18 protein-coding genes and 1 pseudogene are annotated in these 19622 nt (G+C 74.8%); 14 read left to right on the top strand and 5 right to left on the bottom strand.

The genetic code is table 11. The features are described 5' to 3' along the window. Positions 1-493 precede the first annotated feature (493 nt). The 4 genes from ybaK to ACN6LM_RS24120 all read right to left on the bottom strand — a co-directional run bounded on the left by ybaK (position 494) and on the right by ACN6LM_RS24120 (position 4531). Positions 494-994 carry a Cys-tRNA(Pro) deacylase gene (gene ybaK / locus ACN6LM_RS24105; protein ID WP_445067459.1) on the bottom strand — a complete coding sequence of 167 codons (501 nt, stop codon included), beginning with the start codon at positions 992-994 and terminating at the stop codon, positions 494-496. 4 nt (positions 995-998) lie between these two features. Beyond that, positions 999-1742 (bottom strand): LON peptidase substrate-binding domain-containing protein, encoded by a 744-nt coding sequence (locus ACN6LM_RS24110; RefSeq protein ID WP_445067460.1) that lies wholly within the window; start codon positions 1740-1742, stop codon positions 999-1001. Positions 1743-1747: 5 nt separating this feature from the next. Then, the gene (locus ACN6LM_RS24115; protein ID WP_445067461.1) at positions 1748-2788 is read right to left on the bottom strand and encodes a hypothetical protein; all 1041 of its coding nucleotides are present in this window, start codon (positions 2786-2788) and stop codon (positions 1748-1750) included. 141 nt (positions 2789-2929) lie between these two features. Beyond that, complete coding sequence (locus ACN6LM_RS24120; RefSeq protein ID WP_445067462.1) at positions 2930-4531, bottom strand: oxidoreductase; 1602 nt, start codon at positions 4529-4531, stop codon at positions 2930-2932. Between the two features lie 146 nt (positions 4532-4677). Between ACN6LM_RS24120 and hisD the strand changes: the two genes are divergently transcribed. The 14 genes and pseudogenes from hisD (at position 4678) to ACN6LM_RS24190 (ending at position 18961) form a co-directional block, all read left to right on the top strand. Further along, positions 4678-6000, top strand: coding sequence for a histidinol dehydrogenase (gene hisD / locus ACN6LM_RS24125; RefSeq protein WP_445067463.1), 1323 nt, complete (start codon positions 4678-4680; stop codon positions 5998-6000). Further along, positions 5997-7133: a histidinol-phosphate transaminase gene (locus ACN6LM_RS24130; RefSeq protein WP_445067464.1), complete on the top strand. Its 1137-nt coding sequence runs from the start codon at positions 5997-5999 to the stop codon at positions 7131-7133. Before hisD ends, ACN6LM_RS24130 begins: the two co-directional genes overlap by 4 nt. Then, on the top strand, positions 7130-7726 hold the full coding sequence (gene hisB, locus ACN6LM_RS24135; RefSeq protein WP_073968221.1) for an imidazoleglycerol-phosphate dehydratase HisB: 597 nt from the start codon (positions 7130-7132) through the stop codon (positions 7724-7726). Before ACN6LM_RS24130 ends, hisB begins: the two co-directional genes overlap by 4 nt. Next, a complete protein-coding gene (locus ACN6LM_RS24140; protein ID WP_203600638.1) occupies positions 7723-7890 on the top strand; it encodes a hypothetical protein in 168 nt (55 codons plus the stop codon). The genes hisB and ACN6LM_RS24140 overlap by 4 nt, the downstream gene beginning before the upstream one ends. A gap of 17 nt (positions 7891-7907) precedes the next feature. Then, complete coding sequence (hisH, locus tag ACN6LM_RS24145) at positions 7908-8549, top strand: imidazole glycerol phosphate synthase subunit HisH (protein ID WP_445067465.1); 642 nt, start codon at positions 7908-7910, stop codon at positions 8547-8549. Continuing rightward, positions 8549-9274 (top strand): bifunctional 1-(5-phosphoribosyl)-5-((5-phosphoribosylamino)methylideneamino)imidazole-4-carboxamide isomerase/phosphoribosylanthranilate isomerase PriA, encoded by a 726-nt coding sequence (gene priA / locus ACN6LM_RS24150; protein ID WP_073968223.1) that lies wholly within the window; start codon positions 8549-8551, stop codon positions 9272-9274. The genes hisH and priA overlap by 1 nt, the downstream gene beginning before the upstream one ends. Next, positions 9271-9678: a RidA family protein gene (locus ACN6LM_RS24155; RefSeq protein WP_445067466.1), complete on the top strand. Its 408-nt coding sequence runs from the start codon at positions 9271-9273 to the stop codon at positions 9676-9678. The genes priA and ACN6LM_RS24155 overlap by 4 nt, the downstream gene beginning before the upstream one ends. Further along, positions 9675-10430 (top strand): imidazole glycerol phosphate synthase subunit HisF, encoded by a 756-nt coding sequence (hisF, locus tag ACN6LM_RS24160; protein ID WP_445067467.1) that lies wholly within the window; start codon positions 9675-9677, stop codon positions 10428-10430. The genes ACN6LM_RS24155 and hisF overlap by 4 nt, the downstream gene beginning before the upstream one ends. A 128-nt stretch (positions 10431-10558) precedes the next feature. Beyond that, positions 10559-13342 carry an AAA family ATPase gene (locus ACN6LM_RS24165; RefSeq protein ID WP_445067483.1) on the top strand — a complete coding sequence of 928 codons (2784 nt, stop codon included), beginning with the start codon at positions 10559-10561 and terminating at the stop codon, positions 13340-13342. Positions 13343-13382: 40 nt separating this feature from the next. Further along, positions 13383-13744: pseudogene (locus ACN6LM_RS24170) on the top strand (nitroreductase family protein); the annotation flags it as partial. Between the two features lie 235 nt (positions 13745-13979). Next, a complete protein-coding gene (locus ACN6LM_RS24175) occupies positions 13980-15269 on the top strand; it encodes a PucR family transcriptional regulator (RefSeq protein ID WP_445067468.1) in 1290 nt (429 codons plus the stop codon). Positions 15270-15478: 209 nt separating this feature from the next. Then, positions 15479-17062: a sodium/solute symporter gene (locus ACN6LM_RS24180; RefSeq protein WP_445067469.1), complete on the top strand. Its 1584-nt coding sequence runs from the start codon at positions 15479-15481 to the stop codon at positions 17060-17062. Between the two features lie 38 nt (positions 17063-17100). Further along, positions 17101-17688: an ArsR/SmtB family transcription factor gene (locus ACN6LM_RS24185; RefSeq protein WP_445067470.1), complete on the top strand. Its 588-nt coding sequence runs from the start codon at positions 17101-17103 to the stop codon at positions 17686-17688. Between the two features lie 25 nt (positions 17689-17713). Beyond that, positions 17714-18961: an MFS transporter gene (locus tag ACN6LM_RS24190; protein ID WP_445067471.1), complete on the top strand. Its 1248-nt coding sequence runs from the start codon at positions 17714-17716 to the stop codon at positions 18959-18961. Positions 18962-18977: 16 nt separating this feature from the next. On the opposite strand, the gene ACN6LM_RS24195 is transcribed toward ACN6LM_RS24190, so the two are convergent. Beyond that, complete coding sequence (locus tag ACN6LM_RS24195) at positions 18978-19610, bottom strand: TIGR03085 family metal-binding protein (protein ID WP_164404222.1); 633 nt, start codon at positions 19608-19610, stop codon at positions 18978-18980. Positions 19611-19622: the final 12 nt, after the last annotated feature.

Below are 19622 nucleotides of genomic sequence, written 5' to 3' on the forward strand. Positions count from 1 at the left end.
GCGCCGGATGGGCTGGGGTTTTGGGGGCTCCGCCCCGGGTCCCGGTGGTCTAGCGCCGGATGGGCTGGGGTTTTGGGGGCTCTGCCCCGGGTCCCGGTGGTCTAGCGCCGGATGGGCTGGGGTTTTGGGGGCTCTGCCCCGGGTCCCGGTGCTCTAGCGCCGGATGGGCTGGGGTTTTGGGGCTCTGCCCCGGGTCCCGGTGGTCTAGCGCCGGATGGGCTGGGGTTTTGGGGGCTCTGCCCCGGTCCCGGTGTTCAAGCGCCGCACGGGCTGGGGTTTCGGAGCTCCGCCCCGGGCCCCGCGCCTCAAGCGCCGGCGGGGCTGGATTTCTCGGCGGCGGCGGGGGCGCTGCGTCTGCCCGGGGCCGGGCACATCCCAGCCCGTCCGGCGTTTGAGGACGGAACCGGTCCGCCGGGGGCCCGGGCCTCGCCGTACCGGTCGACCGGGGGCCTCCGCCTCGCCGTACCGGTCGACCGGGGGCTCCGCCCCCCACTCAGCCTCGGCCGATGTCCGCGAACACCGCGCCCGTCAGCGCCGCCAGGTCCTCCGGTGCGAGCTCCACCTCCAGGCCCCGGCGGCCCGCCGAGACGCAGATCGTCGCGTGGGCGCGGGCCGACGCGTCCAGGATCGTGGGAAGCCGTTTGCGCTGACCCAGGGGGGAGATGCCGCCCCGGACGTAGCCCGTGGTGCGTTCCGCCGCCGCCGGGTCCGCCATCGTGGCGCGTTTGCCGCCCGCCGCCGCGGCCAGCGCCTTCAGGTCCAGGCTCCCGGCCACCGGGACGACCGCGACCGTCAGGCGGCCGTCCACGTCGGCGACCAGGGTCTTGAAGACGCGGTCGGGGGAGACGCCCAGCGCCTGGGCCGCCTCCTCGCCGTAGGAGGGCGACGCCGGATCGTGGTCGTACGCGTGCACGGTGAACGCCGTGCCCGCCGCCGTCAGGGCGACCGTGGCGGGGGTGCCGCCGGACGGGGACTTCTTCTGCTTCTTGGCCATGGCCTCAGTTGGGGTGCGTCGGGGCGACGGTCAGGTCCACCGCGGGCAGCGAGGGCAGGTGCCGGATCACCGCCGTCTCCGAGCGCAGGAGCCGCAGCTCCTCGCGGAGGCGGGTCGCGGTGTCCGGGGCCTGGAGGAGGCGCTGCTTGGCGGGGACGTCCAGGACCACCGTCGAGGCGACCAGGTACGAGACGACCGACGGGTCGTCCGGCAGGTCCGCGCCCGTGGTGAGGGAGTGCTCGCTCGCGCCCGCCAGGCGCTTCTGGTAGCCGCGGAAGGCCCGCAGAACGCCCTCGGCGAGCGGGCCGGCCTCGTCGCCCGGGTCCTCCTCCAGCTCCTCCAGCTCGGCCGTGAGGAAGGGGCCGCTCGCGTCCACGGACAGGAGCCGGACCCGGGTGGTGCCGGTGGCCAGGACCTCGAAGCTGCCGTCCGCGCGCTCCCGGATGGTCGCGGCATCGGCGACGCAGCCCACCCGGTGCAGCGACTGGAGGGGATCGGCGCCGAAGCCGTCGCCCGGGCCGCGTTCGACGGGCTTACGGACCGCCTCCGGCATGCCGAGACCCGTCACGGCGGTCTCCCGGCCGTCCCGGATGGCGACCACGGCGAACCGGCGCGGTTCGTCCTCGTCCATGGTCAGGAGCTCGCGCATCATGGCGCGATATCGCTCCTCGAAGACGTTGAGGGGCAGCACGAGGCCGGGGAACAGCACCGCGTTCAGCGGGAACAGAGGCAGGCGAGCGGTGGTCACAGCGGTCAAGCGTAATGGCCGCGCGCCCGTTCTCGTCCGGAGCCTTGCCACAACGGGGTCCCGGAGGCCACCCGCAGCCGTGTGCTGTCCCGCGCGTCCAGGAACCGGCCCAGCGGATCGCCGGACACCGAAGCCCACGGGAACGAGGACGCGTGCGCGCCGATCCGGCCGAACTGCTCCAGCGCCTCGGCCCACCGGCCCCGTACCACCAGGACGTACGCGAGCAGGTTGCGGACCTCGGCCGGCCACGGGTCGCCCGGGGCGAAGGCGGCCGACAGGGAGATCGCCAGATCCGCCGCCGCGTCGATCCGTTCCTCCTGGACCGACGTCGACCGGGCGTCCCACGTCCCCTCGGTCAGCATCGCGAAGGCCGCGCGCAGCGGCAGCGCCTGCACCAGGGAGCTGGGCACCGAGTCCTCGGCGGCCCGCTCCGCGAAGTCGAAGCACTCCCGGTGCGAGCCGTACCAGGCCGCCGACAGGTACTGGAGCGCTGCGACATGGCAGCCGTAGTGGCGCGTGGAACGCTGGAGGGCCTCCTCCCACAGCGCTTCGAACATGGTGTGCGTGGCCTGCGTGCCCCGGGCGTGGTCGAGCGCGAGGCGCCAGGGCACCGGGTCGCGCGGATCACCGGCCGCGGCCGCCGTGATCAGCGGCCCCACCTCGCGCAGCTGCTCCGCGCGCGCCGGGGACTCCCAGGCGCGGTCGACCGCGAGCTGCGCCTTGACGAGCAGCGCGTCCGGATCGTGCGGCGCGGCGGCCAGCCAGTCCGCGAGCCAGCCGTCCCGGTTCCGGGCGAACGCGACGAGCCGTCTCAGGTAGCGGTCCCGGCTCTCCCACTCGGCCGCGTCCCGGGTGGTCGCCAGGAGCTTCGCGGCCGGTTCGTACTCCCCGGCCGCGGCGGCCACCAGCGCGGGGGAGAGCCGTGCGTCGGGGGCGTCGAGCAGCACCGCGTGGTCCGCGGGCAACCCGGTGGAGAGCGCCGGGGTGTGCCGGATCACGCGCGCGGTTCGGAGCAGAGCGCGGAGGAAAGGCATGGTGCAGACCATTGAAAAGCGCTGGCGGAGGCGGCGCCAAGGGAAGCGCTGTGAAGCATTTGTGCCGAGTGGATGGGTTGCCGGGCCATCGGTCAAGGAGCGGTAAAGGAATGCGTGGATTCTGGCCGATTCCCGTTGGTTCCGGGTCGGCGGTCAGCTGCGGCGCAGCAGCCGGGAGGTGCCCGCCGCGACCGTGGTGGCGAGTATCCACCCCAGCAGGATCAGCGCCGCCGCCATCCACTGCCAGCCGCCCTCCAGCCGCCAGTAGCCGTCCTGACCGAGATCGATCACCGGGATCAGCAGATCCAGCGCGTACAGCGCCGCGTTCCACTGCGGATGCTCCGGACCCTTGATCGAGGCCGGTTCGTACCGCGAGAAGGCCAGCGTGCCCGCCGCCCACAGCACCGCCATCCACACCGCGGCCCGCCCCGGCCGGTACCCGTACGCCACCGTCCAGTCCTGGAGATAGCCCCAGAGCTTCCCGGCCGGCGGCAGGGTCTCGCGGCGGCGGCGCTGCTTGGCGAGCAGCACCTCCCGGGCATCCGCGTCCTCGCCGCAGCTGCGGAGCACCGCCGCCAGCCGCTCGTACGGCTCCGGCACGTACTCCGGGGTCGCCGCCGCCACCCACTCCAGGCGCCGGGAGAGCGGGAAGTGCCCGTACGGGACGAGGTTCTCGTACACGAACCCGCCCATCGCGAGCCCGCCCGGGCCCGGCCAGCTCGTGGAGACGTCGATCAGCGTGACGACCTTCGCGCCGTTGAGCACCACCCGGCCGCGCACCGGGCGCTCCGGGTTGAACCGCAGCTCCGGCGTGACCGTCCGGCGCAGCGACAGCTCCTCGTGCGTGTCCAGCACGAACACCGCCTTGTGCAGGTCCACCGCGTCACCGAACCTGCCGTCGTCCAGCCGCACCCCGCCCCGGCAGCGGAACACCTGCGAGCGGGTGCCGTGCGCGGGGGTCGGCGACGTGGCGATGCCGTACGGGGGAGTGGTGCCCTGGTTCCCCGTGTCGACGCTGACCCACGCCTCGCTCATGTACAGCGTCCGTTCGACGCTGAGCTGCGGGGCGTTCAGCGCGCGGCGGCCCCGGGCCGCCCGCAGCCGGCTGCCGCGCAGGCTCAGCGAGCCGCCCACCTTCGCCCCGCGCAGGCTCAGCTCGCCCAGCATGTCCACCATCTCGGCCTGGAGGTCCTGGGCGACCGTCAGTCCGTCCCCGAGCAGCGCCCGCCCCTGCCGGTCCGGGCCGGCCTCGATCTGGTTGAGCAGCAGGTCCGTGCCGATCTGGGCGTCCGTGAGCCGGATGCCGCGCTCCACCCGGCAGCGCGGCAGATGCAGATCGCCCTCGGTGTGCAGCCGGGCCGCGTCGAAGCGGGGCACCGCGCACCCCACGAGCCGCAGGGTCGTGAAGTGGCACTCCGGGAACGCCACCTCCTCGTCGAACCGGCAGCCGGTCAGCTCGACGTACGGATCGACGCGCCCGCCCGCCAGGTCCAGCTTCCCCGTGATCCGGATGCCCCAGAGCTTCAGCGCCGTCACCCGGCCCGGCCGGGCCGGCGGGCCGCTCAGCAGCAGCCTGGCGACCACCCGGGCCGCCACACTGCGCTCGGGGCCCCACTCGTGCGGGGCGAACGGATCGTCGCGCGCCCGGTCGCGGGACCGGAGGTCGTAGGTCGTGCCGTTCCGGAAGGACTGCCACATGCCCAGCTCCGCCGCGCTGAGGACGTCCGGGAGATCATCGTCGTGCCGCTCCGTCACCGGTGCCCCTTTCGTTCGGAGGCGTGATCCCGTTATTCCCTCTGAGTGACGGAATGAACGCACATAGTCAGCCGTCACAGCACCGGCATGTATCAGCCAGTGATACGGCCGTCCGGCCGCGCGCGGCGGTCTGCGAGAATTGCGGTGTGATCTCTCGAATCGATCTGCGCGGCGACGCCCTCCCCGAGGGTGGCGCCCTGCGCGACCTGCTGCCCCGTGCCGAGTTCGACGTGGAAGCCGCCCTGGAGACGGTGCGGCCCATCTGCGAGGACGTACGCCATCGTGGCTCGGCGGCAGTGATCGACTGGGGGGAGAAGTTCGACGGCGTCCGGCTGGAATCGGTCCGGGTGCCCGCCGCAGCCCTCGCCCGGGCGCTGGACGAGCTCGACCCGGCCGTCCGCGCCGCCCTGGACGAGTCCATCCGCCGCGCCCGCCTCGTCCACCGCGCCCAGCGCCGCACCACCCACACCACCCAGGTCGTCCCCGGCGGCACGGTCACCGAGAAGTGGGTGCCCGTCGACCGCGTCGGGCTCTACGTGCCGGGCGGCCGCGCGGTCTACCCCTCCTCCGTCGTGATGAACGTCGTCCCGGCCCAGGAGGCGGGCGTCCCGGGCCTCGCCGTCGCCTCACCGCCCCAGAAGGACTTCGGCGGACTGCCGCACCCGACGATCCTCGCCGCCTGCGCCCTCCTCGGCGTGGACGAGGTCTACGCGGCCGGCGGCGCCCAGGCCGTCGCGATGTTCGCGTACGGCACCGAGGACTGCCTGCCCGTCGACCTGGTCACCGGCCCCGGCAACATCTACGTCGCCGCCGCCAAGCGCCTCCTCAAGGGCCGCATCGGCATCGACGCCGAAGCCGGACCCACCGAGATCGCGATCCTGGCCGACGCCACCGCCGACCCGGTGCACGTCGCCGCCGACCTGATCAGCCAGGCCGAGCACGACCCGATGGCCGCCGCCGTCCTCGTCACCGACTCCGAGGAGCTGGCCGCCGCCACCGAGGCCGAGCTGGTCACCCAGGTCGCCGCGACCAAGCACGTCGAGGAGCGCATCCAGCCCGCCCTGGCCGGCCGGCAGTCCGCGATCGTCCTCGTCAACGACCTGGAGGACGGCCTCACCGTCGTCAACGCGTACGCCGCCGAGCACCTGGAGATCCAGACCGCCGACGCCGCCGCGCTCGCCGACCGGGTCCGCAACGCCGGAGCGGTCTTCGTCGGCCCCTGGTCGCCCGTCTCGCTCGGCGACTACTGCGCCGGGTCCAACCACGTGCTGCCCACCGGCGGCTGCGCCTGCCACTCCTCGGGCCTGTCCGTGCAGTCCTTCCTGCGCGGCATCCACATCGTCGACTACACGCGCGACGCGCTCGCCGAGGTCACCCACCACGTGGTGACCCTCGCCGAGGCGGAGGACCTCCCCGCCCACGGCGCCGCGCTCAAGGCCAGGTTCGGGTGGAAGGTTCCCCAGCAGTGACGAAGAACAACGCGGGCGGTCCCACGGCCAAGCCCTGGGACGCCCTGCCCCTCCGCGACGAACTGCGCGGCCAGTCCCCGTACGGCGCGCCCCAGCTCGACGTCCCCGTACGGCTCAACACCAACGAGAACCCCTACCCGCTGCCGGACGCCCTGGTCGACCGCATCGCCGAACGGGTCCGCGAGGCCGCCCGCGACCTCAACCGCTACCCCGACCGGGACGCCGTCGAGCTGCGCACCGAGCTCGCCCGCTATCTCACCCGTACCGCCGGGCACCGCGTCGAGGCCGCCAACGTCTGGGCCGCCAACGGCTCCAACGAGGTCCTCCAGCAGCTGCTCCAGACCTTCGGCGGGCCCGGCCGCACCGCGATCGGCTTCGAGCCCTCCTACTCGATGCACGCCCTCATCTCCCGGGGCACCGGAACCGGCTGGATCTCCGGGCCGCGCAACGAGGACTTCACCATCGACGTCGATGCCGCCCGGGCCGTCATCGCCGAGCGCCGCCCCGACGTCGTCTTCATCACCTCGCCCAACAACCCCACCGGCACCGCCGTCGACGCCGGCACCGTCCTCGCGCTGTACGAGGCCGCGCAGGCCGCCAAGCCGTCGATGGTCGTCGTGGACGAGGCGTACGGCGAATTCAGCCACCACCCCTCGCTGCTCCCGCTGATCGAGGGCCGCCGCCACCTGGTCCTCTCGCGGACCATGTCGAAGGCGTTCGGCGCCGCCGGGCTGCGCCTCGGCTACCTGGCCGCCGACCCCGCCGTGGTCGACGCGGTGCAGCTGGTCCGGCTGCCGTACCACCTGTCCTCCGTCACCCAGGCCACCGCGCTCGCCGCCCTGGAGCACACCGATACGCTCCTCGGGTACGTCGCGCAGCTCAAGAGCGAGCGCGACCGGATCGTCGCCGAGCTGCGCGGTCTCGGCTTCGACGTCACCGAATCGGACGCCAACTTCGTCCAGTTCGGCCGCTTCGCCGACAGCCACACCGCCTGGCGGCAGATCCTCGACCGGGGCGTCCTGGTCCGGGACAACGGCGTACCGGGATGGCTGCGGGTCTCCGCGGGGACCCCGGCAGAGAACGACGCGTTCCTCGATGCGGTGCGCGGACTGAAGAAGGAGCACGACGCATGAACCCCCGCACAGGCCGCGTGGAACGCACCACGAAGGAGACGTCCGTCCTGGTCGAGATCAACCTCGACGGGACCGGCAAGGTCGACGTCGCGACCGGGGTCGGCTTCTACGACCACATGCTCGACCAGCTCGGCCGGCACGGTCTGTTCGACCTCACCGTCAAGACCGACGGCGACCTGCACATCGACTCGCACCACACCATCGAGGACACCGCCCTCGCGCTCGGCGCCGCCTTCAAGCAGGCGCTCGGCGACAAGGTCGGCATCTACCGCTTCGGCAACTGCACCGTCCCGCTGGACGAATCGCTCGCCCAGGTCACCGTCGACCTCTCCGGCCGCCCCTACCTGGTGCACACCGAGCCCGAGAACATGGCGCCGATGATCGGCGCGTACGACACGACGATGACCCGGCACATCCTGGAGTCGTTCGTCGCCCAGGCGCAGATCGCCCTGCACGTCCACGTCCCGTACGGGCGCAACGCGCACCACATCGTGGAGTGCCAGTTCAAGGCGCTCGCCCGGGCCCTGCGCTACGCCAGCGAGCGCGACCCGCGTGCGGCCGGAATCCTCCCGTCCACGAAGGGCGCGCTGTGACCGGCCTGAACACCATCCTGATCCTGCTCGGCCTGTTCCTGGCCGGCGGGGTCTACTCCTTCGCCAAGCAGGGCATGCCCAAGGGCGTCATCGTCCTGCTCTCCATCGGCTCGCTGATGTGCCTGGTGGCGGGCGTCCTGCGCATTCAAGGTCTCTGGGACTAGGAAGCGACGAGCGACACGTGGATACGAAGAAGAAGGTCGTCGTCTTCGACTACGGCTTCGGCAACGTCCGTTCCGCCGAGCGCGCCCTCGCCCACGTCGGCGCGGACGTCGAGATCACCCGCGACTTCGACGCCGCGATGAACGCGGACGGGCTGCTCGTGCCCGGCGTCGGCGCGTTCTCGGCGTGCATGGAGGGCTTGAAGAAGGCCCGCGGCGAGTGGGTCATCGGCCGCAGGCTGGCCGGCGGACGCCCCGTCATGGGCATCTGCGTCGGCATGCAGATCCTGTTCGAGCGCGGCATCGAGCACGGCGTGGAGACCGAGGGCCTGGACGAGTGGCCCGGCACGGTCGGCCCGCTGAAGGCCGACGTCGTCCCGCACATGGGCTGGAACACCGTCGAAGCCCCCGAGGAATCCCAGCTGTTCGCCGGACTGGACGCCGGCGCCCGGTACTACTTCGTGCACTCGTACGCGGCGCACGACTGGGACCTCGAAGTGACCAACCCGAAGATCCGTGCCCCCAGGGTCACCTGGGCCACGCACGGCGAACGGTTCGTGGCAGCCGTGGAGAACGGCGCGCTGTGGGCCACCCAGTTCCACCCCGAGAAGTCCGGCGATGCCGGCGCCCAGCTGCTGACCAACTGGATCGAGACGCTGTAATGCCGAAGCTTGAACTGCTCCCCGCCGTAGACGTCCGCGACGGCCAGGCGGTCCGCCTGGTGCACGGCGAGTCCGGCTCCGAGACCTCCTACGGCTCCCCGCTGGAGGCCGCACTCGCCTGGCAGCGCGCCGGCGCCGAGTGGCTGCACCTGGTCGACCTGGACGCCGCCTTCGGCACCGGGGACAACCGCGACCTCATCGCCGAGGTCGCCGGCGCCATGGACATCAAGGTCGAGCTGTCCGGCGGCATCCGCGACGACGCCTCGCTCGCCGCCGCCCTCGCCACCGGCTGCCGCCGGGTCAACCTCGGCACGGCGGCCCTGGAGACCCCCGAGTGGGTCGCCAAGGTCATCGCCGAGCACGGCGACAAGATCGCCGTCGGCCTCGACGTACGCGGCACCACGCTGCGCGGCCGGGGCTGGACTCGCGACGGCGGCGACCTCTACGAGACGCTGGCCCGCCTCGACTCCGAGGGCTGCGCCCGCTACGTCGTCACCGACATCGCCAAGGACGGCACGCTCCAGGGCCCCAACCTGGAGCTCCTGAAGAACGTCTGCGCCGCCACCGACAAGCCCGTCGTCGCCTCCGGCGGCGTCTCCTCGCTGGACGACCTGCGCGCCATCGCCTCGCTCGTCCCGGCGGGCGTCGAGGGCGCGATCGTCGGCAAGGCCCTGTACGCGAAGGCGTTCACCCTGGAAGAGGCGCTGGAGGCGGTCTCCGTATGACCGACTCCACCGCGTCCGTGCGCCGCGTCTCCTCCGGCGCCCCCTGGGAGGAGAAGTTCGGCTACTCCCGCGCCGTCGCACTGCCGAACGGCCTGGTGCTCGTCTCCGGCTGTACGTCGGTGGTGGGCGGCGAGATCGCCGAGGGGGGCCCGTACGACCAGACCGTCACCGCCTTCAACGTCGCCTTCGAGGCGCTGAAGGAGCTGGGCCTCGGCCGCGAGGACGTCGTCCGTACCCGCATGTACGTCATGCACGCCCGCGACACCGACGAGGTCGGCCGCGCCCACAAGGAGCTGTTCGACGCGGTGCGCCCCGCCGCCACCATGATCGTGGTCTCCGGCTTCGTCGACCCGAGCCTCGTCGTCGAGGTCGAGGTCGAGGCGTACCGGGCGGGTGCGCGATGAGCCTCGCGGTACGCGTCATCCCCTGCCTCGACGTGGACAACGGCCGCGTCGTCAAGGGCGTCAACTTCCAGAACCTGCGCGACGCGGGCGACCCCGTCGAGATGGCGAAGCTGTACGACGCCGAGGGCGCCGACGAGCTGACGTTCCTCGACATCACCGCGTCCAGCGGCGACCGGGAGACCACCTACGACGTGGTGCGCCGCACCGCCGAGCAGGTCTTCATCCCGCTCACGGTGGGCGGCGGCGTCCGCACCCCGGACGACGTCGACAAGCTGCTGCGGGCCGGCGCGGACAAGGTGGGCGTCAACACGGCGGCCATCGCCCGCCCGGAGCTGATCCGGGAGATCGCCGAGCGCTTCGGCCGCCAGGTCCTGGTGCTCTCGGTGGACGCCCGGCGCACCCCCGAGGGCACCTTCGAGGTCACCACGCACGGCGGCCGCCGGGGCACCGGCATCGACGCCGTCGAGTGGGCCCACCGGGCGGCGGAGCTCGGCGCCGGCGAGATCCTGCTCAACTCGATGGACGCCGACGGCACGAAGGACGGCTACGACACCGAGATGATCGCCGCCGTCCGCGAGCACGTCCGCGTCCCCGTCATCGCCTCCGGCGGCGCCGGCCGGCTCGCGGACTTCGCGCCGGCCATCGACGCCGGGGCCGACGCGGTCCTGGCCGCGTCCGTCTTCCACTTCGGCGACCTGCGCATCTCCGAGGTCAAGGGCGCGCTGGCGGAGTCCGGTCACCCGGTGCGCTGACCGCCCGGGTTGTGCGCGTGCACAGCTGTGGGGCGTCCTCCCCTGGGAGGGCGCCCCCTCGCCGTACGCGCACCTTCCGGGCCGCGGCCCGGAAGCCTAGTGTGCCCGGCGTGACTCCCCCCACGACCGTGCGCAGTCCGCTCCGGCTGTACGGCCGCAGCGGCGAACTCGCCTCCCTGGAAACCTTGTTGACGCGCCTCCGCCGCGGCGACGGCGGCGCGCTGGTCCTGACGGCCCCGCCGGGCTCGGGCCGCACGGCCCTCCTCGCCCACGCGGTCGCCGCGTACCGCGACCGCGGGGCGGGCCCGGCCCTTCATGTCGCCGGCGCACCCGACGAACGGTGGGTGCCGTACAGCGGGTTGCACGCGTTGCTGTGCGCGGCGGACCCCGCGCCCGGCGACCCCGACCGCGTGCTGCGCGACGGCCTCCCGCCCGCCGCCTTCCTCGCCCTCCTCCGGCGGCTCGGCTGCGGGCGGCCCCTCCTGGTGTGCGTGGACGACGCCCACCTCTGGGACCCCGACTCCCGGGCCGCCCTCGCCTTCGCCGCCCGCCGGCTCGGACCGGGCAGCCGGGTCGCCGTGCTGATCGCCGCCGGGGACGAGGCCGGCTTCGCCGGGCTGCCCGCCCTCCGCCCCGGCCCCCTGGACGACGACGCGGCCGCCGCGCTCCTGGACCGGCTCACCGGGGCGGGCCGGGCCGATCCGGTGGTGCGGGGCGCCCTGCTCCGGGAGGCGGCCGGGAACCCCGGACTGCTCACCGCGCTCACCGCCCGCCTCACCCCGGCCCAGCTCGCCGGGCGGGTTCCGCTGCCGCACCCGTTGCCCGGCGGGGACGACGTCCTGGCCGCCCACGCCGACCGCGTCGGCCACCTCCCCGCCGCCACCCGGACCCTGCTCCTGATAGCGGCCGCCGCGCACGCGCACGAGCCGGAGGGCGCGGGCGCCGACCTCGCCCTCGTACGCCGAGCCGCCGCGTCGGCCGCCGTCCCGCCCGCCGCGTGCGACCTGGCCCTGCACACGCCGGGCGGCACGGCCGGTGCGCTCCGACGGGCCGGCGACCGCGTCCACTTCGGCGAGCCCCTGCTGCGCCGGGCCCTCCTGCACCGGGCGCCCCCGGACCGCCGCCGCGCGGTGCACGGCCTGCTCGCCGACCTGCTCGCGCCCGGGTTCGCCGCCCTGGTCCAGCGGGCCTGCGCGTCCCCCGGACCCGACGCCCCGCTCGCGGCCGAGCTGGAGGCGGCCGCCGCCCCGCCCCGCCCGCACGCCGACCGCGCGACCGCCCTCACCCACGCCGCCGCGCTGACCCCGGACGACACGGCGGGACAGGCCCGGTTCGCGGCGGCGGCCGAGCAGTACCGCCTCGCCGGGGAGCCGGGGCGGGCCCGCACCGCGCTGGCACGGGCGGGCGCCGCCCCCGGCCCCGCCCACCACGTACGCGGCCTGCTCGCCCTCGCCGACGGGCCCGCCCCCGACGCCCACGAGGCCCTGCTCACCGCCGCCGCCCTGCTCGCCCCGCACGACCCCGGGCGCGCCCGTAGCGCCCTGCTCGGGGCCGCCGAGGCCGCCTGGGCGGCGGGGGAGGCCCTCGGGTACCTCGACGCGCTGACCCGTATCCCCGCGGACGCCGCCGACCGGGACCTGGCCCACTACCGGGACGGGATGTGCGCCGTGCTGCGCGGGCGGATCGGTGCCGGGCACCTGCTGCTGCGCCGCTGCCTCGACTCCGGAGCCCGCGACCCCGGGGCGCTGTTACGGGCCGGGGCGGCCGGTCTTGTCCTCGGCGACCTCGACGCCGCCTGCCGGGCCGGGGCCCGCGCGCTCGCCGCCGTATCCGCGAGCGGTGCCGACGCCCTGCTGCCGCAGGCCCTGGAACACCTCGCCTACGCGGAGCTGCGCGCCGGGCGGCACGCCCGGGCCCGTGCCCACGCGCTGGACGGCCTGCGCGCGGCACGCCGTACCGGGCGGCCCAACAGCGCCGCCCACCTGCACGCCGTACTCGCCCTCGCCGCCTCCGTGGAGAGCGGGACGCGGGAGTGCGCGGCGCATGCCGGAGCCGCGCTCGCGGGCGCCGCGCCGCACGGGCTCGTCCAGGCGGAGACCCTGGCCACCTGGGCGCTCGCGCGCGCCGATCTGGCGGCCGGGCGCCCGGCGGAGGCGGCGGCCCGGCTCGACCCGCTGGTCCGGCCCGGGCTCCGGCGCGGCCACTTCGCCACCCGGATGCTCGCCGTGCCCTGTTACGTCGAGGCGTCCGTGCTGGCCGGGCGGGCGGTCCGGGGCGGGGGAGCGGAGCCGGTTGCCGAGGCGGTGGCGGAGTTCGCCGTGTGGGCGACGCGCACCACGGACCCCCAGGTCCCCGCCCAACTCGCCCGCTGCCGGGCCCTGCTGGCGCCGGTGGGCGAGGCCGCCGGCCGGTACGGGGAGGCGCTCGCCCACCACGACCGGGCGGGCGGTGACTTCGAACAGGCCCGCACCCGGCTGCTGTTCGGGTCCTGGCTGCGCAGGCGGCGCCGTACCCGCGAGGCCCGCGAGCCTTTGCGGGACGCCCTGGTCGGGTTCGAGCGGTGCGGGGCCTCGGCCTGGGCCGCCCGGGCGAGCGGCGAACTGCGGGCCGCCGGTGAGGCGGTGGAGGCCCCGGGGCCGTCCGGGACGCCCGCCCCGCTGGCGGCGCTCACCCCGCAACAGGCGCGGATCGCCCGGTGCGTGGCCGAGGGAGCCACCAACCGGGAGGTCGCGCGACGGCTCTCGGTGAGCACCCGGACCGTCGACCACCACCTGCGCAACGTGTTCGCCGCTCTGGGCGTGCGCTCGCGGACGGAGCTGGCCGGGCTGCTGCAGGACGTTCCCCGGGACGTGTCCGCCACGTCCCGGCCCGGGCACGCGGATGTCCCGACGATGCCGGGTGCCGACCGCTGAACGCGGTGGCGGGGCAGGCGGAATGAGAGGGCGTGCGGACGTGAACGTGCACGAGGCCGCGGACAGCCGCCGGGCGGTGCGGGCGTTCAGCGGTGGACCGGTACCCGGGGAGGTTCTCGAACGCGTACTGACCGCGGCGACGCGCGCTGCGTCCTGCGGGAACCTCCAGCCGTGGCACATGTACGTGGTGACCGGCGAGCCCTCGGCGTCGCGCGCGAGGATCCCGGCCGGCCCCGGAAGACCGCCGCCCTGGACTCGGAGGCGTTCGGGGCACCGGTCGTCCTGTCCTGCCGCCTCGACCGGACGAGGTGGCCCGGACAGTGGGGTGACGCGGGGACGTACCTGGAAGGCGTGCCCCGGCTGCGCACCGGGCGGGCGGACATGACGGAGACGGTGGGCTTCACCCGGACGCGACCGCTGCCGGCCGGGACCGGCGGAACACCGGCTGAACCCGGCCTGCGGCCACCAAGGTTGCAGGACCGTGATGAGAAGGAGGCCGCACACCTCTAGGTACCGACTGGGCGGTATGTCATTCTGCGGGCGTCAGGATCATTCGGTGCGCCCGCGGCCCCGTCGTGGGCGGGGCGCGCCGGAGCCGGCCGTTCACCGAGCCGGCCGAATCCCGGTGGAGGCCGCCATGCCACAGGTCGTACGTTCACGGGTCAGGGCGCTGCACGCGCCGCCGCCCGTCGTCCCGGTCCCGCGCCGCTTCCGTTCGCTGGCCGATCGCGAGGCCGTCGCCGTCCTGCACCGGGCCGCCCGGGTGCTGGTGGCGGCGCTCCCGGAGCTGACGGACCGGATGGTGGAGGCGCTGCGGGAGCGGGAGCCCGGCTACCGTGCCGCGATCGAGGCCGACCCGGCGGAGATCTGGCAGGAGGTGCACCACTCGCTGCGGCACAACGTGGGTTCGCTCATCCAGCCCCGTGAGTTCCGGGAGGCCGCGCACCGCACATCGCGGCGGATCGGCGAGGTCCGGGCCGAGCAGGGGGTGCCGCTGGACGCGGTCCTGCACGCGTTCCGGATGGGCGGGGCGATGGTCTGGCAGGACCTGGTGGACGAGACCGCCCGCCGCCACCCCGAGGACATCCGGCTGCTGGTCCATGTCGCCGCGGACGTCTGGAACTTCGTGGACGAGCACTGCGCGATCGTCGCCGACGCCTACCGCAGGGCGGAACGCCGCCTGGCCTGGCGCCGGGAGAACCGGCACCGCCTCATGACGGCCGCGCTGCTCGACGGCACCGCCCAGATCGCCGACCTCCCGGACACGGCGGCGGCCCTCGGCCTGCCGGAGGACGGCCGGTACGCGGTGCTGGCGCTGCGCGACGCCCGCCGCTCCCCGCACGGCACGGCGCACCCGCCCCTGGAGCTGCCCGCCGCCATGGACGCCGTGTGGCACGCGGGCCCGGAGGCGGAGTACGCCGTGCTGTCGCTGGGCCGGGCCGGCGGCACGGACCCGGCGGACGCCCTCGCCGCGCTGGCCGCCGGTCTGCGCGTACCGCCCGGGGCCCGGGCCGGCATCGGCTCGGCGGTGGACGGTCTCGCGGCGGTCGGGGACGCCCGGCGCCTCGCGGACACGGCGCTGCGCGCCTGCCCGGCGGACGGCGGGACCCTCCTGCTCGACGAGCACCTGCCCGCCGCCCTGGTGGTCTCGTCCCCGGCGCTCGGCGCGGCCCTCGCCGACCGTGTGCTGGGCCCCCTGGACCGGCTGGACGCGGCCGACCGGGACGTGCTCATCGAAACGCTCACCGCGTGGTTCGACGCGGACGGCTCGGCGCCCCGGGCGGGCGCCCGCCTCTACTGCCACCGCAACACCGTCCTCAACCGCCTCCGCCGCTTCGAACAGCTCACCGGCCGCTGCCTGACCCGCCCTTCGGACGCGACGGAGGTCTCCCTGGCCCTGACGGCCCGCCGCCTGCTGCCGGACTGACCGCTGCCGGACCGAGGGGGTGCGGGCCGTGCGGGGCGCGTCCTGTGCGGCCGCACAGTCCCCGCCCGTACGGCCTGTACCTCCGCCGCGCCCCGGGGCAACCCGCTGTACGCCGGGCCGGGGGCCTGATGCCGTAACCGCATGCCTTCTCCGCACCTGATTCCCCGCACCGTCCCGGGACCCCGGCTCACCACCCCCGGGCCCCGGCGGTGACCGGCGGCTTCGACGCCCGCTCGCTCGCGGTCGTCGTGTTCCTCGCGTTCGTCGCCGTCTCGCTGCTGCTGTGCGGGCTGGCCGCCGCCGACCAGGACGATCCGGAGCACTTCTACGCGGGCGGCGGCTCCGCGCTCGGCCCCGCCGGGAGCGGGCTCGCCGTCGCCGGGGACTACCTCTCCGCCGCCACGCTGCTCTCGACCACCGGGTCCGTCGCGCTGGCCGGGTTCGACGGGGTGCTGTTCGCCCTGGCCACGGTCGTCTCGCTGGTCCTGGTGATGCGGGTGCTGGCCGAACCGATGCGCCGCGGCGGAGTCTTCACGCTCGGCGACTTCCTCGCGGACCGGCTCGGCGACCCCTCCGTGCGCCGCGCCCTCGGCATCACGACGCTGGTGGTCCTCACCCCGCTGCTCCTGGTCCAGCTCGCCACCGCCGGGCGGGTGATGGCCGCCATGTTCGGGCTGCCCGACGGCGCGCTCACCAGTTGCACCGTGGCCGGCGGCGCCCTGATGGTCTGCTACTCCGCGGTCGGCGGCATGCGGGGCACCGGGTACGTGCAGATCCTCAAGGTCGCGGTCGTCCTCGCGGCGGTGACCCTGCTCGCCGGTCTGGTGCTCGCCCGCTTCGGCTGGAACCCGTTCGCCCTGTTCGACGCCGCGCGCCGCGGCAGCGGGGCCGGCGGCGCGTACGCCCGCCCCGGGCTCCAGTTCGGCCACGGGCTCGCCGGCACCCTGGACCTGCTGGGCTTCCAGCTCACCCTGCTCCTCGGGGCCGCGTGCATGCCGCACATCACGATGCGGCTGCACCCGATGCGCGACCGCCGGACGGTGCGCCGCGCGACCGTGTGGGCGGTGGTCCCGGTGGCCGTGCTGTGCGCCGGGATCACCGTCGCCGGACTCGGCGCGTCCGCGCTGCTCGGGCACAAGGCCATCCAGGGGGCGGACCCGGCCGGCGGCACCGCGCTGCTCATGGTGACCGGCGCGCTCGACCCGGGCGCCGGCGGGCCGCGCGAGAGCCTGCTCTTCGCGTGCGTGGCCTGCGCGGTCTTCGTCACCACACTGGCCGCCGTCGCCGGGATCACCCTCGCCGCAGCCTCGTCCCTGGCCCGCGACTTCGCGGCGAGGAGCAGGGCGCGTACGGCGGGGCGCTCCGGCCGGTCCGCGGGGCGCGAGATCCTGCGGGCCCGCCTCGCGGTGGTCCTGACCGGCGCGGTCGCCGTCTGGGCGTCCACGTACACCCATGACCGCAACCCGCAGGTGCTGCTCTCCCTCTCCTTCGCGGCGGCGGCCTCCGTCCTGCCGCCGGTCCTGCTGTACGCGCTGTTCCGGCCGGGCTTCACCGCGCGCGGGGTGCGCTGGACGGTGTACGGGACGCTGCCGCTCATCGCGGTCCTGATGGTGTTCTCGCCCGCGTTCTCCGGCACGCCCGTCGCGCTCTTCCCGGCCCGCGACTTCCACTGGTTCCCGCTCCAGACGCCCGGCCTACTCACGATCCCGGCGGGCTTCCTGCTCGGACACCTGGGCTCCCGCCCCGGCCGGAAGCGGACCCCGGCCAGACGTACAGCTTTTATTGCGCAATAGATATTGCACAACTTTTCTTTCCTGTCTACGCTCGGGGTATGGCACGCGACGCATCGCGCCGGATCTCCGATCTCGGCACCCTCAAAGCCTTCGGGCACCCCCTGCGGATGAAGCTCTACCGGGCCCTCTACATCGCCCGGCAGGCCACCGCGTCCCAGCTCGCCGAGCAGGTCGACGAGGCGGTCTCGCTCGTCAGCTACCACCTGCGCAAGCTCGCCGACCACGGCCTGATCGAAGAGGCCGACCGCGAGGGCAGGGACGGCCGCGAGCGCTGGTGGCAGCCCGCTTCGGAGGGGCTGCGCTTCCACGACGCGGACTTCAGCGACGCGCCCGAGAAGGCCGCGACGCACTCCGCCGTCAGCCGGCTCTCCTTCGACCAGCACGTCGAGATGTACCACCGGCACCTCGACGCCTACCGCAGCTGGTCCCCGGAGTGGCGCACGGCATCCTTCAGTTCTGAATACCTGGCCCGGCTGACCGCCGACGAGCTCGCCGCGCTCGAACGCGAGATGGACGCGCTCATCAAGCGGTACGAGGAACAGGGCCGCGCCCGCGACGAGGCCGGCGACGTGGAGAACCGCGAGAACGTCGCGCTGCACCTGTACGGCTTCCCGTTCCGCACCTGAGCCGGCCCTCCGAGAGGACGAGACCGTGACCGCCACCCTGCCCGCCTCCGCCGAGGCCCCCGCCCGGCCGGCCCACCGCGACGGCAACGTCCTGCGCTGGCTCGGCGCGTACAGCGCGTCCACGGTCGGCGACAGCGTCTACTACATGGCCCTCGCCTGGGCCGCCGCCCGGTCCGGCAGCGCCTCGCAGACCGGGCTGGTTCTCGCGGTGGGCTCCATACCCCGGGCGGTGCTCCTGCTCGGCGGGGGTGTGCTGGCCGACCGATTCGGGCCGCGCCGCGTCGTGGTCGCGAGCGACACGGCCCGCTGCCTCGTCATCCTGGGCCTGGCCGGGGTGCTCCTGCTCACCTCACCCACGGTGTGGATGCTGATCGCCGTCGCACTCGTCTTCGGCGCGGCCGACGCCCTCTTCCTGCCCGCCGTCGGCGCCCTGCCGCCCCGGATCACCGCCGCCTCCCAGCTCGCCCGTGTCCAGGGCATGCGGGGCCTCGCCACCCGTACCGCCACCGTGGTCGGCGCCCCGCTCGGCGGCGTCGCCGTCGCCCTCGGCGGCCCGGTCCTCGCCTTCGCCGCGGCCGGAGTCCTCTTCGCCGCGGCACTTCCGCTGCTGCTGACCGTACGCATGCGCGCGCTGCCCGCACCGGAGACGGCCGCGCCCCCCGGCACGGCGTGGCGCGACCTGGCCGACGGGCTCCGCCACATCCGCCGCCACCCGCTCCTCGGGCCCCTGGTGCTCGTCGTCGCCGTCACCGAACTCGGCTTCGTCGGCCCCCTCAACCTCGGCCTCATCCTGCTCAGCGACGAACGCGGCTGGGGCGCCTCCGGCATGGGCTGGGTCGTCGCCGGCTTCGGCGCCGGCGCGGGTGCCTCCGCCCTGCTCCTCGCCGTACGCGGCCGGATACCCAGGGCCGGGCTGGTCATGTGCCTGACCGTCCTGGCCGGGTCCTTCGCCATCGCGGCCCTGGCGTACGTGCCCTCCGTACCGCTCGCCGCGACCGTCGCGGTCCTCATCGGACTCTTCGTCGGCCTCGGCGGCTCGCTGTGCGGCGCGCTCACGCAGACCGTCACCGACCCGGCCTACCTGGGCCGCGTCACCTCGGTCTCCACGCTCTTCACGCACGCCCTCGCGCCGCTCAGCTACCCCGTCACCGGCGCCGCCGTCGCCCTCTGGGGCACCGGCCCGGTCTTCGTCGCCAGCGCCGCCCTGTGCGCGGCCGGCGCGGCCACCGGCCTCGTCCTCGCCCCGCTCCGCCGGGCGGAACTCCCGCGCTGACCGGGGCGCACCCGGGCTACATGCCCAGCTTCGCCGTCGTCACCCGGCCGATCGCCTCCGGCTCGCCCTCCAGCTCCACCCGCGCCGCGTCCTGCCGCCCGAACGCGAACAGCAGCAGCTCGCCCGGCTCACCGGTCACCGTCACCACCGGCGTCCCCCGGTGCGCCACCGCGGTCTGCCCGTCCGGGCGGCGCAGCACCAGGCCCACGGGCGCCTTCCGGCCCAGCATCCGCGCGGCCTTCTCCGTGCGCGCCCACAGCACGTCCGCGAAGACCGGGTCCAGCTCACGGGGCGTCCAGTCGGGCTGCGCCCGGCGCACGTCCTCCGTGTGGATGTAGAACTCCACCGTGTTCGCCGCCTCGTCCAGCTGCTTCAGGCCGAACGGGGACATCCGGGGCGGCCCGGTGCGGATGAGCTGGATCAGCTCCTCGTACGGCTTCTCGGTGAACTCGGCCATGACCCGGTCCCGGCGGCTCTTCAGCGGGCCGATGACGATCCCGGCCGCCGCGTCCGGCCGCCGCTCCCGCACCACCACATGGGCCGCGAGATCACGGGCCGTCCAGCCCTGGCACAGGGTCGGGGCCTGCGGACCCGCCGCCTCCAACAGGTCGGCGAGCAGAAGACGTTCGCGCTTCGCATGGGTCGACATGCCCGCCAGCGT

The organism is Streptomyces sp. SAS_281 (assembly GCF_052542855.1).

Bases quoted from the DNA above. Each gene is read 5' to 3' on its own strand.
- ybaK (WP_445067459.1), bottom strand. From the start codon at position 994: ATGGCCAAGAAGCAGAAGAAGTCCCCGTCCGGCGGCACCCCCGCCACG.
- ACN6LM_RS24115 (WP_445067461.1), bottom strand. From the start codon at position 2,788: ATGGTCTGCACCATGCCTTTCCTCCGCGCTCTGCTCCGAACCGCGCGC.
- hisB (WP_073968221.1), top strand. From the start codon at position 7,130: ATGAACCCCCGCACAGGCCGCGTGGAACGCACCACGAAGGAGACGTCC.
- priA (WP_073968223.1), top strand. From the start codon at position 8,549: ATGCCGAAGCTTGAACTGCTCCCCGCCGTAGACGTCCGCGACGGCCAG.
- ACN6LM_RS24155 (WP_445067466.1), top strand. From the start codon at position 9,271: ATGACCGACTCCACCGCGTCCGTGCGCCGCGTCTCCTCCGGCGCCCCC.
- hisF (WP_445067467.1), top strand. From the start codon at position 9,675: ATGAGCCTCGCGGTACGCGTCATCCCCTGCCTCGACGTGGACAACGGC.
- ACN6LM_RS24175 (WP_445067468.1), top strand. From the start codon at position 13,980: ATGCCACAGGTCGTACGTTCACGGGTCAGGGCGCTGCACGCGCCGCCG.
- ACN6LM_RS24185 (WP_445067470.1), top strand. From the start codon at position 17,101: ATGGCACGCGACGCATCGCGCCGGATCTCCGATCTCGGCACCCTCAAA.
- ACN6LM_RS24195 (WP_164404222.1), bottom strand. From the start codon at position 19,610: ATGTCGACCCATGCGAAGCGCGAACGTCTTCTGCTCGCCGACCTGTTG.